Here is a 14,082-nt window from a genome sequence, read left to right on the forward strand (position 1 = left end):
GTGGCCGGGGGTGCCGGGCCGGGTGGCGGGGGTGTCGGCGCCGGGTGTGCGGGTGGCGGGGGTGTGGCCGTCGGGTCGGATGTCGGGCGTGCCGCCGTCGGGGCGGGGCCGGGTGCCAGGGGCGTTGCCGCCGGGTCGGGTGTCGGGCGTGCCGGTGTCGGGGCGGGGCCGGGTGCCGGGGGTGTCGGGTGCGTGGGTGCCGGGCCCGTAGCCGCCGCGGGCGGCCGGGGCGGGTGCCTCGGGCGTGCGGGGACGGCCTGCGGGCAGGTCGCTGCCGGGGCGGGGACGTCCGGGTGTGTCGACGTGCGCGCCGGGGCTGCCGGGGGTGCCGGTCCAGCCGCCGCCACCACCGGTGCGCGGGGAGCCGCCGCCGAGCCCGCCACCGCCGGTGGCGGGTGCGCCGCCGGGTGGCATCCCGCCGGTCATGGGCGTCCCGCCCTGGGGCGGGACGCCGGGGGTGTCGGCGGTGCGGGGTGCGGGGACGGTGCCGGGGTCGGTGGTGCGGGGTGTGGTGGGTGCGGTGCCGCTGGCGGAGGTGGTGCCGTCGGCGCGGGGAGGTGCGGCGCTGCTGGGGGTGTCGGTCCCGGCGTGCGAGCCGTCGGTCCGTGCGGCGGGCGAGGAGCCGGAGTGCGTGGGGGTGCTGTCGCTGCCTCGTGTCGGTGACGGGCTGGTGTCCCCGCCGGTGTGGGCGGGTTCGCTGCTGCGGGTGGGTGCGGGGCTGGAGTCGCCGGTGTGGGAGGGCGTGCTGTCGCTGCCGCGGGTGGGCGAGGGGCTGCTGTCCCCGGTGTGGGCGGGTTCGCTGCTGCGGGTGGGTGAGGGGCTGGTGTCGCTGGCCCGGGCGGGGGTGTTGTCCCCGGTGTGGGCGGGCTCGCCGCTGCGGGTGGGTGACGGGCTGCTGTCCCCGCCGTGCGAGGGGGTGCTGTCGCTCCCGCGGGTGGGTGAGGGGTTGCTGTCGCTCGCCCGCGACGGCGTGCTGTCCCCGGTGTGCGACGGGCTGCTGTCACCCGTGTGCGAGGGTTCGTTGCTGCGGGCCGCCGAGGGGCTCGAATCACCCGAGTGGGACGGCGAACGCGTCGCCGAAGGACCGCTGTCCCCGGTGTGCGAGGGCGTGCCGTCGGCGCTGCTGTCCCCGCCGTGGGTGGGTGAGCCCTCGTCCGACCGCGCCGTCGAGGGGCTGCCGTCCGGTGCCTCGTCCCCGCGCGCCGTGGGGGAATCGTCCCCGCTGTGGGTGGAGGAGCTGTCCCGGTCCGAGCCGCGGCGGGACCCTCCATCGGGCGCGGAATCGGTGTTCATCGGGTCCGAACTCGGCGAATCCCCGTCCGCGCGGCCGGACTCGCCCGAGTCGCCCCGCGACCCGTCGCCCTCACCGGAGTGAGAACCCTCGCCGTCCCCGGAGTGCGAGCCATCCCCGTCCGGGGAGTCCCCGTCCCCGCCGTGGGCGCGGGTGTGGACCCCGCCACCCTCCCCCTTGGGGATCTTGTGGACGAAGCCGCCTTCCTTGACCTTCAACCCGTCCAGGCCGGAGACCTTGCCCAGGACCTTCCCGAACACCTTCGCGATCTTCTCGAAGACGTCGACCAGCTTCGACAGCAGCGGCGACACCTTCCGGATGGTGTCGGTGAGCTTCTTCAGCAGCTCCCCGATCTTCTTGCCCCACTTCGCGATCGCCGCCGAGGCCTGCGCGACCACCACCGGGGTGCCGAAACCGAGGGAGAAGACCTCCTCCATCACCCACGCGATCAGCTTGCCGACCAGGTCCGCGATCAGCTGCCGGACCGTCTCGCGGACGAACGACACGACCTGGCCCATGATCATCGTGACCGTGCTGATCGCCCCGGCCACCGTCGCCGCACCCGAGAGCGCCTCGGAATGCTCCGCGGCGAACTTGCGGTAGGCGTCCGCGCCCGCGCCGGTCCAGCCGGTGGTGCCGTTCTTGACCGCGTTGTCGAAGTCGGTCTTGCGCTCCCCGAGCGCTTTGGACACGTTGCCCCACGTGTCGGCATACGACTGGATCACCGGCGGGTTGCCCGCCACCGAGTCGAGCATGTCCTTCAACGGCTGCACGTGTTCCATCAGGAACGACGCCACCGACGACATCAGGTACCCGAACGGGTCGATCGCCGCCCCGGCGATTTCCCCGGCCAGCGACAGCATGCCGAGACCGCCGGAGACCCAGTCACCGTCCTTGATGCCGTTGAAGGCGTCCATCGACGACTCGGCGATGCCGATGCCGCCGGCCCAGCCGTAGTCGCCGTTGCCGGCGGTGAACGCGCCCGGGCCGTCCGGGTCCTGCTTCGACTCCGCGACGAGCGGGTTCCCCTCCGGCATCGCACCCCCCTTGACGTCTTCATAGTGACGCGCGCAGGGAAACCCGGGTTCCGGAAGACCGCGAATTGGGCCGATCGGCGCAGGGGGTCAGGCCAGGACGCAGTGCGTGCCGCCGTAGATCGTGGGCATGCAGCGGTTGCAGTGGACGCACAGGGAACGCGTGCTCGCGTCCGCCCGCATGCGGTTGACCAGGTCCGGTTCGCGCAGCAGGGCGCGGGCCAGCGCGACGAACGCGAAGCCCTCGGCCATCGCCAGGTTCATGGTCTCCACCGTCGTGATCCCGCCGAGCAGGATCAGCGGCAGGCGCAGCGCCGCGCGGAACTGGCGGGCGCGGTCGAGCAGGTAGGCCTCGCGGAACGGGTACTCGCGCAGGAAGAACCGGCCGCCGAGGCGCAGGCCCAGGCGGGCTGGTTGCGGGAAGCGGGCCGCGAACTCCCGCACCGGCGCGTCGCCGGTGAACAGGTACATCGGGTTGAGCAGCGAACTGCCCGCGGTGAGCTCCAGCGCGTCGACGCTGCCGTCCGCCTCCAGCCATCGGGCGACTTCGAGGCTTTCGTCCAGCCAGAAGCCGCCGGGGACGCCGTCGTCCATGTTCAGCTTGGCGGTGATCGCGAGCCGGTCGCCGACCGCGTCGCGCACCGCGCGGGCGACTTCGCGCGCCAGCCGGGCCCGGTTCGCGAGGCTGCCGCCGAAGCCGTCGGTGCGGTGGTTGAGCCGCGGGCTGAGGAACGCGCTGACCAGGTAGTTGTGTCCGAAGTGGACTTCCACGGCGTCGAAGCCGGCTTCCTCGGCCGTACGGGCCGCACTCGCGTGGGCTTCGACGATCCGGTCCAGGTCCGCGGCGGTGGCTGCGCGCGTCAGCCGCATGCCGAGCGGGCTGAACCGGCGGGTCGGGGACAGCGCCGGGAGGCGGTTCGACGCCGCGTTCGCCACCGGCCCGGCGTGCCCGATCTGCGCGCAGGCCGCCGCGCCCTCGGCGTGGATCGCGGCGGTGAACCGGCGCAGCCCGGGTACCGCGTCGGGTCGCATCCAGATCTGGTGGCGGTCCGTGCGGCCCTCGGGCGACACCGCGCAGTACGCCAGCGTCGTCATGCCGACGCCGCCGCGGGCGGGACGGCGGTGGTACTCGATCAGCTCGTCGGTGACGAGCGCGTCCGGCGTCCGGCCTTCGAACGTGGCGGCCTTGATCACCCGGTTGCGCAGCCGGACCGGGCCGAGCCGGGCCGGGGCGAACACGTCGGGCGGCGTCACGGCGCGTCCAGCCCGGCCGTGACGAACGAACGGACGGCGTCGAGCGGCAGCCGCGGCTCGGCCGGCGCGGGCGCGGCCGGCTGCCCGAACACCTGGAGCAGCAGCTGGAAGGCCAGGACCCAGCGCGTGGTCGCCTGCTCGCCGCTCAGGTCCGGCCGGGCGGCGCGCAGCAGCTCGGCCCACGGGTCCAGGCTGAACCAGGGTGACCGCCAGTGCATCCGCTGCCCCGAGAGCAGCACGCGGGCGAGCAGGTGCAGCCGGAGGCGGCCGACCGGGTCGGCGGCCAGCCCGGCCAGCGGCGCCAGTACGGCGTCGGCCAGGTCCGCCGCGGCCGGCACCCAGCCCTCGCTCCGCCGCCGCTCGAGGTCGTCGAGCAGGCCGCGCCACACGGGGGCGAGCCGGTCCTCCAGCATCGCCGCGACCAGCGCGTCCTTCGAGCCGAAGTGGTAGTGCACGGCGGCCGGGTTGAGCCCGGCCGCCGTGCAGATCGCCCGTACGGACACGCTGTCGTAGTCGCCCGCCAGCAGCAGCCGTTCGGCGGCGGCCAGCAGCCGGTCGGGTGTCGGGTCCATCCGACGAGTAGACCACCGGGAGCGCGAGCTTTCAAGCAGTGATTCAATCAGTGATTGAGTCAGCAGCTCAGCGCACCGGACCGCAGTGCGTGGTCCCCGTCGTTGCCGTCGTCGGCCCACACGACCGCCTTGCGACCGGCCGAGCACGACGGCGCGATCGCGAAGCCTTCGTTGTTGTAGTTCGGCATCTTCGACGGCCGCGCGTAGGTCGCCGCGACGGTGAACTTGCCGCCGGTGAGCTTCAGCGTCGCCGTCTTGCCCGAGCAGGTGTCGTCGCAGACCGACCAGAGGCGGCCGGTGGCCGGCTCGAACTCCAGCTCCATGATCTTCGGGAACCCGGACGAAATGGTCGCCACCTTGGTGAACCCGCCGCCGGACTGGTCGAGCGCGTACGCGTAGACCTTGCCGGTGTCCTCGAGCCCGACGAAGTAGAGGCCGGTGCCGTGCCCGGGGTACGCGGCCGGGTCGTACGGCGCCTTCCGGTGCTCGTCGAGGAAGCCGCCCGCGGTCAGGAACGCGTCCGGGACCCAGGTGATGGCCTCGAAGCCGCCGTTGTCGTCGACGGCGGGCAGATCGTCGGTGAGGTCCCATTCGGCGACCGCGTTCAGTGACTTGGCCGAGGACGTCGTGTCGAACCGCAGCACCTTCAGCATGCTGCCGTCACCGTCGTTGTCGCGCTCGGTCGCGGCGAAGACGCCGTCGGGGGTGGCCACCACGCCTTCGGTGTCCGGGTCGCCGCTGCCGTCGCGGTAGTGCAGGGCCTTCCCGGACGACCAGCCGTTCGCCGGGTCCGGGCCCCACGTCGAGCCGGTGCGGACGAGCCGGTACAGCGTGCCCGGGCCGTTCTTCACTGCCCACAGCACGTCGGCGCCCGCGAACGAGAGCCCGCTGAGGTTTTCGCCGAAGAAGCCGGCTGCGTCGGCGACCGCGACGGCCGGGTCGCCGGGCCACTTCGCGGTGGCGGCCTGCGCGGTGCCGACCGGGGCGGCGAGCAGTGCCGAGAAGAGGATCGCGGGTGCCGTGAACCGGCGGAAGACGCGCACGTGTGCTCCTTGGGGCCATCGGGCTCGGGCGAAACAACGCGGCGGTGCCAGGGATTTCCCCGGCAAGCCGGACTGTACCGACTTGATCGACTCGCGGCAACCGTCGGTGTCCAGGCGTGCTCTTGACGTAGTTAGGAAAGTTTCTTAACTTGAGCGCATGGAACTGCGGCTCGCCGAGTGGTACGACCACAACGTCCGGAAGCACACCAGGCGCACCGTGTTCCGCGGTGCCGCGGCCGGCGGTGCCGCGCTGGCCGCCGGGCGCCTCCTGCTGCCCGGAACCGCCGAGGCGGCGCCCCCGGTCCCGCGGGGACCGTCGGTGCTGCTGCGCGCGGAAACCGTGCCGGGCTCGGCGTTGCGGCCCTTCGGCAGGCACCTCGCCTACGGCGCCGACGCCTCGCGGCAGGTCGTCGTCTCCTGGCAGACACCGGCTCAGGTGACCGCGCCCTACCTGCGGATCGGCACGGTCGAAGGGGATTACGGCGCGACCGTGCCCGCCGAGGTGCGTGCGCTGAAGAGCGACCTGTCCTGGCAGACCGCGACGCACACCTTCTCCCCGCACAGCCCGTCCACGATCACGCAGTACTACCACCACGTCAAGCTCGACAACCTGGTGCCGAACACGACCTACTACTACGTCGTCGGCCACCAGGGTTACGACCCGGCGACCAGCGGCAGGCCCGGCGAGGTCGGCACCTTCCGCACCGCGCCCGCCGCGGGCCGCACCGAAGGGTTCTCCTTCACCGCGTTCGGCGACCAGGGCGTCGGCTACAACGCGCTCGCCACCAACAGCCTGATCGCCGATCTCGGCCCGCGGTTCCACCTCGCGATGGGGGACCTCAGCTACGCGCTCAACGGCGAAGGCGGGCACCCGGACGAAGACAAGTACGACGCCCGCAAGTGGGACTCGTTCTTCGCCCAGAACGAGCTCGTCGCGGCCGGGATCCCGTGGATGGTCGCGATCGGCAACCACGAGATGGAGGGCTGGTACGACGACCACGGCTACGCCGGCATGCGCGCCCGGTTCACCATGCCGGACAACGCGTGGGCCGGCTCGACGTGCATCTACTCGTGGCGCTACCAGAACGTCGGCCTGATCAGCTTGGACGGCAACGACATCTGCTACAACAGCCCGTCCAACCTGGATTACACCGAGGGCAAGCAGACCGCCTGGCTGAAGAGCCGGCTCGCGCAGTTCCGGGACGACCCGACGATCGAGTTCATCGTCGTCTACTGCCACCAGTGCACCTACTCGACGTCGGACGCGAACGGCGCCGAACTCGGCGCGCAGCAGAAGTGGGCGCCGCTGTTCGACCAGTACCAGGTGGACCTGGTCCTCAACGGGCACAACCACCTCTACGAACGCACCGACCCGATCAAGGCGGGCAAGGGCACGAAGAAGGTCGCACCCGGCGGCACGGTGAACTCCAGGACCGACGGCGTCACCTACATCACCGCGGGCGGTGGCGGCGAGAGCATCAACGACTGGATCGACGAGTCCGCCGGTGACTCCTACATCGGGCACGTCCACGACGCCACGGCCACCATGCGGTGGGACGACGAAGACGGCGGCGGGCACTCGAAGAAGGTCACCTGGTCGCGGGTGCGCTTCCGCGGCTACAGCCTGGTGCACGTCGACGTCACCCCGGCGGCCGGTGGGAAGCCCGGCCAGTTGAAGGTGCGGGCGCTCACCGAAGACAACGTCCTCGTCGACGACCTGACCATCCGCCGCGGCTGACCGGAGGACACGCGATGACCACGAACCTCTCCCGGCGCGCGCTGTTCGGCGCCGCGGCACCGGCCGGCCCGGCGCTGCGGCCGTTCGGCAGGCACCTGGCGTTCGGCGCGGACCCGGCCACCCAGGTCACGGTGTCCTGGCAGGTGCCCGGCAAGGTGACCGGGCCGTACGTCCGCTTCGGCACCTCGCCGTCGACGCTGGGGGCGCCCGTCGCCGCCGAAGTGCGGCCGCTGGAAAGCAAGCTGTCCTGGCAGCACCCGGAGGAGCACGACTTCCCGCCGCACGCGCCGGCCACGTACACGCAGTACTTCCTGCACGCCAAGCTGACCGGGCTGACGCCGGACACGACCTACCACTACGTGCTCGGGCACGCGGGCTACGACCCCGTGGCCGCGGACCGGCTCGGCGAGGTCGCGACCTTCCGCACGGCAGGCGCTTCCGGCGCGTTCACCTTCACCGCGGCCGGGGACCAAGGCCTCGGCTACAACGCGATCAACGGCGCGAGCCGGATCGCGGACCTCGCCCCGGCGTTCCACCTGGCACTCGGCGACCTGAGCTACGCGATGCACGAGCCCGAGGACAAGCCCACGTCGGAGGACTTCGAATACGACGCGCGGAAGTGGGACTCCTTCTTCGCGCAGAACGACGTGGTCGCGTCCGGGATCCCGTGGATGATCACCCTAGGCCACCGCGAGTACGAGAAGTTCTACGACAGCACCGGGAACGGCGGCGTGCGGGCGCGCTTCACCATGCCGGACAACGCGTGGAGCGGCTCCACCGGGATCTACGCGTGGCGCTACCACAACGTCGGGTTCCTGAGCCTCGACTCCGGCGAGGTCTGCTACCGCTTCCCGGCCAAGCTCGACTACACGGCGGGCAAGCAGCTCAAGTGGATCGACGCGCAGCTCGGGCGGTTCCGCGCCGACCCGGCCGTCGAGTTCGTCGTGGTCTACTGCAGCCACTCCGTCTACAGCACCGGCGACCGCTATGGCGCCGAGCGCGGCGCGCAGGAGAAGTGGGCGCCGCTGTTCGACAAGCACGGCGTCGACCTGGTGCTGACCGCGCACAACCGGCTCTACGAGCGCACCGACCCGATCAAGGCGGGGAAGGGCACGAAGAAGACCGGGGTGGTGAACCCGGCGGCCGACGGCACGACCTACATCACCGCCGGGGGCGGCGGGCAGGCCCTCGACGCGTTCTACAAGAAGGCACCCGAGAGCTACCTGGGTCACGTCAACGACGTCACCGCCACGATGAAGTCGTACAAGAAGGGCAGCAAAACGCCGACGGACACAGCGGTGACGTGGTCGCGGGTCCGCTACCGCGGCTACGGCCTGGTGGCGGTCGACGTCGTCCCGGGGCAGCTCACCGTGCGCGCGCTCGGCGAAGCCGGTGACCAGGTCGACGAGGTGGTGCTGCGGCGCGGCTGAACCCACGGCTTCGTTTCGCACCGCACGACCGGCGACGCTTCGGTGCCGGACGCGACGCAGTCGATGGCCCGGCCGGGAGCGGGAGCGGGGTAGCTGAACACGACCGGCGCGTCGCGGTCGCTGCCGGACGAGAACTTGACGACGGTGTTCGCGCGGGTTCCGGTCCCGTGCAGCGTCTTCGAGTAGTACGTGGTGTGCGGCCCGATGGCGGTGCTCGTGCCGTCGCCGTCGTCGTCCAGTTCGTGCACGGTCAGCACGTAGTCCCCGGTGGTGTACTTGCCCTCGTTCTCGTGCCCGGCTTCGGCCGGGGTCGCGCTGACGACCTCGGGCGCGACGGGGTCGGAGGCGGTGGCCAGCACCGTCGCCCCGATGCCGACCGCCACGGCGACGGCGGTGGCCACGGCCACCCCGACGCGCTTGAACTCCATGGTCGTGAAGCTAGGGGAGCGCGCGAGCGAGCACCTCGGCCGAAGGGACAGCCGACCTCGTTCTTTCGGCCGATGTACCGCATCGCACGACGATCGCCGGCCGGTTAGGGGTGCCGGGCGGTGGACAGGACACCCGTCGGCGTGCTGGGCTGGGACCCGGCCGCACTCCGGACGCGGCCGGTGAATCACCGACCGCGACGTCGAGGAGCGAAGCCCTGAGCTGGTGGGAGTACCTCCGCGAGAACTGGATCGACGTCGTCAACGACGCCATCCTGCACGTGGACCTCACCCTCGCGGCGGTCGCGCTGGCCGTGCTGATCGGGACCACGATCGGCGTGCTCACCTACCGGCGGCGCTGGCTCGGCTCGCTCGCCACCACGACGACCGCGGCCTTCCTCACCATCCCGTCGATCGCGCTGCTCGGCATCCTGATCGGGCCGTTCGGGCTCGGGCTGACGAACGTCCTGTTCGCGCTGGTGCTCTACGCGCTGCTGCCGATCACGCGCAACACGATCGTCGGGCTGCGCGGGGTCGATCCGGCCGTCGTCGACGCCGCGCACGGGATGGGGCTCGGCCGGGTGCGGGTGCTGTGGCGGGTGCGGCTGCCGCTGGCGTGGCCGGTGATCCTGTCCGGCATCCGGGTGTCGACGCAGATCACCATCGGGATCGCGGCCATCGGCGCCTACGTCAAGGGGCCCGGCCTCGGCAACGAGATCTTCGACGGGCTCGGCCGGTTCGGCTCGGTCAACTCGCTCAACCAGGTGCTGACCGGGACGGTCGGGATCATAGTGCTGGCGCTGCTGTTCGACCTGGCCTACGTCGTCGTCGGCAAGCTGACGGCGTGGCGGCGCCCGCGCACCCGCCTCGAAGGCGCGCCGGGGGAGCCGACCGGCGCCGGCGGCGAGACGATCGAGCTGCGCGGGGTCAGCAAGCACTACCCCGGCCAGGCGGTGCCCGCGGTCGACAACCTCTCGCTGACGATCCCGGCGGGCGAGATCGTCGTGCTGACCGGCCCGTCGGGCTGCGGCAAGACGACGACCATGCGGATGATCAACCGGCTCGTCGAGCCCACGTCGGGGGTCGTCACGCTCGGCGGCACCGATGTGGCCGAGCTCGACCTCGACGAGCACCGGCGCCACACCGGGTACGTCATCCAGCAGGTCGGGCTCTTCCCGCACCTGCGGGTGGACGCCAACATCGGCGTGGTGCCGCGGGTGCTCGGCTGGACGCGGCAGCGCGTCGCCGGCCGCGTGCGCGAACTGCTCGACGTCGTCGGGCTGACCCGCGAGCACGGCCGGCGCTACCCGCGTGAGCTCTCCGGCGGCCAGCAGCAGCGCGTCGGCGTGGCGCGGGCGATGGCGGCGGACCCGCAGGTGCTGCTGATGGACGAGCCGTTCGGCGCCACCGACCCGATCACGCGCGCCCGGCTGCAGGACGAGCTCCTGCGGCTGCAGAAGCAGGTGCGCAAGACGATCGTGTTCGTCACGCACGACTTCGACGAGGCCCTCAAGCTCGGTGACCGGATCGCGGTGCTGCGGCCGCGGTCGGTGCTCGCGCAGTACGACACGCCCCAGGCGATCCTGGCTGCGCCGGCCGACGACTACGTCTCGGCGTTCGCCGGTTCGAAGCGGAACCTGAAGCGGCTCGCGCTGATCCCGGTGGCGGACGTGCCGCTCGGGCCGGCGGCGGACGGGTTGCCCTCGATCGCCGCCACGGCGACGCTGCGGGACGTGCTGGACACGATGGTTCGCACCGGCCGCACCGCGGTCTCGGTGACCGAAGGCGGTGCCGTGCGGGGTGTCTGCGACGTCGCACGCCTGGTCGCGGCGCTCGAGCCCGCCGCCGAGCCGCCGCCCGCGGCCGCGCCGGCGCCCGAACCGGCCTCGCAGGCGGCGAAGCGGCCACGGCGGCGCCGGCTCGGCCTGCTGGTGCGCCCGGTGCTGCTCGCCCTCGCGCTGCTGGCGGTGTTCCTGATCGTGCGCGCGCAGCCCATCGACTCGATCGAGCAGCGCTACCTCAACGCGAACGAGATCTTCGCCGAACTCGGCGCGCACCTGCGGCTGACGCTGATCTCCACGGTCTGCACCATCGCGATCGCGCTCCCGCTGGGCATCCTGCTCACCCGCGCCGGGTCGCGGTGGGCCCGGCCGATCGGGCTCGGGCTGGGCAACCTCGGCCAGGCGATCCCGTCGATCGGGCTCGTCGTCCTGCTCGCGCTGTGGATCGGCACCGGCACCACGACGGCGGTGACGGCGCTGGTCGTCTACGCCACGTTGCCGGTGCTGCGCAACACGATCGTCGGGCTCGACGGCGTCGACCCGACGCTCGTGGACGCCGCGCGCGGCATGGGCATGACGAAGACGGCGATCCTCTGGCGGATCGAACTCCCGCTGGCGGTCCCGGTGATCCTCGCCGGGATCCGGACGGCGCTGGTGCTCACCGTCGCGAGCGCGACGCTGGCGACGTTCATCGACGGCGGCGGCCTCGGCGGCGGGCTGGTCGCCGGGATCGGGCTGTACCGCCCGCTGCTGAGCCTGACCTTCGGCATCGTCGTCGCCGCGCTGGCGCTCTTCGCCGACTGGCTGGGCCTGCTGGCCGAGGAAGTCCTGCACCCGCGCGGAACCCAACCCTAGGAGGACACCATGCGCCGCACGATCGCCGCCGTTTCCGCACTCGTCGTGGTGCTCGCCGCCGGCTGCACGATCGGCAAGGACCAGTCCGGCGCCCAGGTGGGCGAAGGGTCCATCAAGAAGATCGACGCACTGAGCGGGGCGCAGATCCGGGTCAGCTCCAAGGAGTTCGACGAACAGCTGCTGCTGGGCCAGATCGCCGTCGTCGCGCTGCAGGCGGCCGGCGCGAGCCCGCAGGACAAGACCAACATCACCGGCTCGAGCAACGTCCGCCAGGCGCTCACCAGCGGCGCGGTCGATCTCTATTGGGAGTACACCGGCACCGCGTGGATCAGCTACCTGAAGCAGACCAAGCCGATCGCCGACCCGCAGGCGCAGTACGACGCGGTCAAGCAGGCCGACGCCGCCAACAACGTCACCTGGTGGGCCCGCTCGCCTGCCAACGACACCTACGCGCTGGCCGGCAACCCGGCGGCGATCGCGCGCACCGGCGTCAAGACGCTCTCGGACTACGCGGCACTGGTGAAGCGCGACCCGGCGGCGGCGTCGACGTGCATCGGCCCGGAGTTCAAGAGCCGCGACGACGGCTTCCCGGGCCTGGAGAAGACGTACGGGTTCGACCTGCCCGCCCCGCAGGAGCACCTGCTCAACGACGCGGTCATCTACCCGACGGTCGGCAAGGGCGACACCTGCGGCTTCGGCGAGGTCGCCACGACGGACGGCCGCGTGGCGGGGCAGAAGCTCGTCGTGCTCGAAGACGACAAGCACTTCTTCCCGACGTACAACCCGGCTATCTCGATCGCGTCCGCGGTGGCGCAGAAGTACCCGCAGCTGGAGCAGGTCTTCACCCCGATCGCGGCGAAGCTGGACACGCCGACGCTGACCGAGCTGAACAAGAAGGTGAGCGTCGACGGCCAGAAGCCGGCGGAGGTGGCCCGCGACTGGCTGAAGTCGGCGGGTTTCATCAGCTAGGCGCCTTCAGCACGGACGTCGTGTCGCTGGTCAGCGTGGTCCCGTCAGCGGCCGCGGGCACGACGTCCGGGACGACGGCGCCGTGCGCGTCGACCAGGACCGAACGCGGTTCGCCCGGCTCGAAGGCGTGCCGCTCGCCCCACTGCCGGAGCGTGACGACCACGGGGAAGAGGTCCTTGCCCGCGTCGGTGAGGGCGTAGCGGCGGCGTTTGCCCGTCGGCGCTTCGACGTGCTCGAGCAGGCCGTGCGCGGTGAGCTTGCGGAGCCGGTCGGTGAGGATGTTGCGCGCGATGCCCGTGCGCTGCTGGAAGTCGGTGAACGAGCGGGCGCCGTCCATCGCGTCGCGGATGATCAGCAGGCTCCAGCGGTCCCCGACCAGATCGGCCGCGCGGGCGACCGGGCACTCCGGGTCGGTCCAGCTCGCTTCCACCACGTCCTCCATGAGTTGCTGATCGAAACCATTCTGACCTACTCTGCGAAGAGTTGCAAAACGCAACCAAGTGCGGAGGGGTCATGGGACGGGGAACGAGGCTGCTGCTGGCGGTCGTGTGCGGGGTGGCGGTCGCCGGGGTCTACGCGGGACAGCCGGTCCTGGGCCCGATGGGGGACGACCTCGGCGTCGCCCGGAACGCGGCCGGCTGGTTCGTCGCCGCCGGCCAGCTCGGCTACCTCGCCGGGCTGGTCCTGCTGGTGCCGCTGGGAGACCTGCTCGACCGGCGACGGCTGCTCGCCGTCCACTTGGGACTGGAAGCGGCCGGCCTGGCGCTCACCGCGGCCGCGCCGGCCGCCTGGGTGGCGTTCGCCGGGCTGGCCGCGGCGGGCTCGTTCGCGGTCGTGGTGCAGACGGCGGTCGCGTACGCGGCGGAGCTGTCCCCGGCCGGCGAGCGGGGCCGCAACCTCGGCGTCGTGACGTCCGGCGTGGTGGTGGGCATCCTCGGCGCGCGCATCGCCACCGGCGCGCTGGCCGACCTGTGGGGCTGGCGCGGCAGTTACCTCACGCTGGCCGTGCTCGCTGCCGCGCTCGGCGCGCTGAGCCTCGCCGTGCTGCCGGCCGACGAGCGCGTCCGCACCGGGCGGTACGGGCCGCTGCTCCGGTCGCTGGCCGGTCTGTTCACCCAGCCGGTCTTCCTCGGCCGCGGGCTCATCGCGTTCTTCCTCTTCGCGTCCTTCGGCACCCTCTGGAGCGGCCTGGCGCTGCCCCTGGCCGCGGCGCCGTGGCACCTGGGCGAAACGGCGATCGGGCTGTTCGGCCTCGCCGGGCTGGCGGGTGCCCTCGGCGCCGCCCGGGCCGGCCGCTGGGCCGACGCCGGGCACGCGCGCCGGGTGGCGGGTCTCGCGCTCGTGCTGCTGGTGTGCTCGTGGGCCGCGACCGGGCAGCTCGGCCGGTCGCTGCCGCTGCTGGTGCTCGGCGTGGTCGTGCTGGACTTCGCCGTCCAGGTCGTGCACGTCGGCAACCAGCACGTCCTGACCGCCGCCTTCCCCGGGCGCACCAGCAGCGCGATCGGCGGGTACATGGTCTTCTATTCGCTCGGTTCCGCGCTCGGGGCCGCCACGACGACGGCGTCGTTCGAGGCGGCGGGCTGGCTGGGGTCCGCCCTGCTGGGCGCGGCGTTCGCGCTGGGCGCTTTGGTGACGTGGGCGGCGACTGTCCACTCGGGACGCGGCGTGGTTCGCGCCCCGACGCAGTAGG

At 72.4% G+C, this 14,082-nt stretch carries 10 protein-coding genes and 1 pseudogene; 5 read left to right on the plus strand and 6 right to left on the minus strand.

Going from position 1 to position 14,082, the window contains the following annotated elements:
• The 4 genes and pseudogenes from EIY87_RS43895 to EIY87_RS43910 form a co-directional block, all read right to left on the minus strand.
• Positions 1 to 2,328 (minus strand): annotated as a pseudogene (locus EIY87_RS43895) (hypothetical protein); the annotation flags it as partial.
• Positions 2,329 to 2,415: 87 nt separating this feature from the next.
• Complete coding sequence (locus EIY87_RS43900; RefSeq protein ID WP_125315958.1) at positions 2,416 to 3,579, minus strand: NADH:flavin oxidoreductase; 1,164 nt, start codon at positions 3,577 to 3,579, stop codon at positions 2,416 to 2,418.
• Entirely contained in the window at positions 3,576 to 4,151 is a 576-nt protein-coding gene (locus EIY87_RS43905) for a TetR/AcrR family transcriptional regulator (RefSeq protein ID WP_125315960.1), read from the minus strand. The genes EIY87_RS43900 and EIY87_RS43905 overlap by 4 nt, the downstream gene beginning before the upstream one ends.
• A 59-nt stretch (positions 4,152 to 4,210) precedes the next feature.
• The gene (locus EIY87_RS43910) at positions 4,211 to 5,194 is read right to left on the minus strand and encodes an esterase-like activity of phytase family protein (RefSeq protein WP_125315962.1); all 984 of its coding nucleotides are present in this window, start codon (positions 5,192 to 5,194) and stop codon (positions 4,211 to 4,213) included.
• 157 nt (positions 5,195 to 5,351) lie between these two features.
• On the opposite strand from EIY87_RS43910, the gene EIY87_RS43915 reads away from it, so the two are divergent.
• Both EIY87_RS43915 and EIY87_RS43920 read left to right on the plus strand, forming a co-directional pair.
• A complete protein-coding gene (locus tag EIY87_RS43915) occupies positions 5,352 to 6,932 on the plus strand; it encodes a purple acid phosphatase family protein (protein ID WP_125315964.1) in 1,581 nt (526 codons plus the stop codon).
• A 14-nt stretch (positions 6,933 to 6,946) separates the two neighbouring features.
• A complete protein-coding gene (locus EIY87_RS43920; protein ID WP_125315966.1) occupies positions 6,947 to 8,362 on the plus strand; it encodes a purple acid phosphatase family protein in 1,416 nt (471 codons plus the stop codon).
• Here the strand turns inward: EIY87_RS43920 and EIY87_RS43925 are convergent.
• Entirely contained in the window at positions 8,260 to 8,790 is a 531-nt protein-coding gene (locus EIY87_RS43925) for a hypothetical protein (RefSeq protein ID WP_225440401.1), read from the minus strand. The genes EIY87_RS43920 and EIY87_RS43925 overlap by 103 nt on opposite strands.
• A 110-nt stretch (positions 8,791 to 8,900) precedes the next feature.
• Between EIY87_RS43925 and EIY87_RS49215 the strand changes: the two genes are divergently transcribed.
• Positions 8,901 to 11,423 (plus strand): ABC transporter permease subunit, encoded by a 2,523-nt coding sequence (locus EIY87_RS49215; RefSeq protein ID WP_318531925.1) that lies wholly within the window; start codon positions 8,901 to 8,903, stop codon positions 11,421 to 11,423.
• Positions 11,424 to 11,432: 9 nt separating this feature from the next.
• The gene (locus EIY87_RS43935; RefSeq protein ID WP_125315968.1) at positions 11,433 to 12,392 is read left to right on the plus strand and encodes a glycine betaine ABC transporter substrate-binding protein; all 960 of its coding nucleotides are present in this window, start codon (positions 11,433 to 11,435) and stop codon (positions 12,390 to 12,392) included.
• Here EIY87_RS43935 and EIY87_RS43940 read toward each other — a convergent pair.
• Positions 12,385 to 12,834, minus strand: coding sequence for a winged helix-turn-helix transcriptional regulator (locus EIY87_RS43940; protein WP_125315969.1), 450 nt, complete (start codon positions 12,832 to 12,834; stop codon positions 12,385 to 12,387). The two genes, EIY87_RS43935 and EIY87_RS43940, sit on opposite strands and share 8 nt — an antisense overlap.
• A gap of 71 nt (positions 12,835 to 12,905) precedes the next feature.
• Here EIY87_RS43940 and EIY87_RS43945 point away from each other — a divergent pair, with 71 nt between their 5' ends.
• Positions 12,906 to 14,081 carry an MFS transporter gene (locus EIY87_RS43945; RefSeq protein ID WP_125315971.1) on the plus strand — a complete coding sequence of 392 codons (1,176 nt, stop codon included), beginning with the start codon at positions 12,906 to 12,908 and terminating at the stop codon, positions 14,079 to 14,081.
• Position 14,082: the final 1 nt, after the last annotated feature.

The organism is Amycolatopsis eburnea, from assembly GCF_003937945.1.
In the GTDB taxonomy this organism is placed as follows: domain Bacteria; phylum Actinomycetota; class Actinomycetes; order Mycobacteriales; family Pseudonocardiaceae; genus Amycolatopsis; species Amycolatopsis eburnea.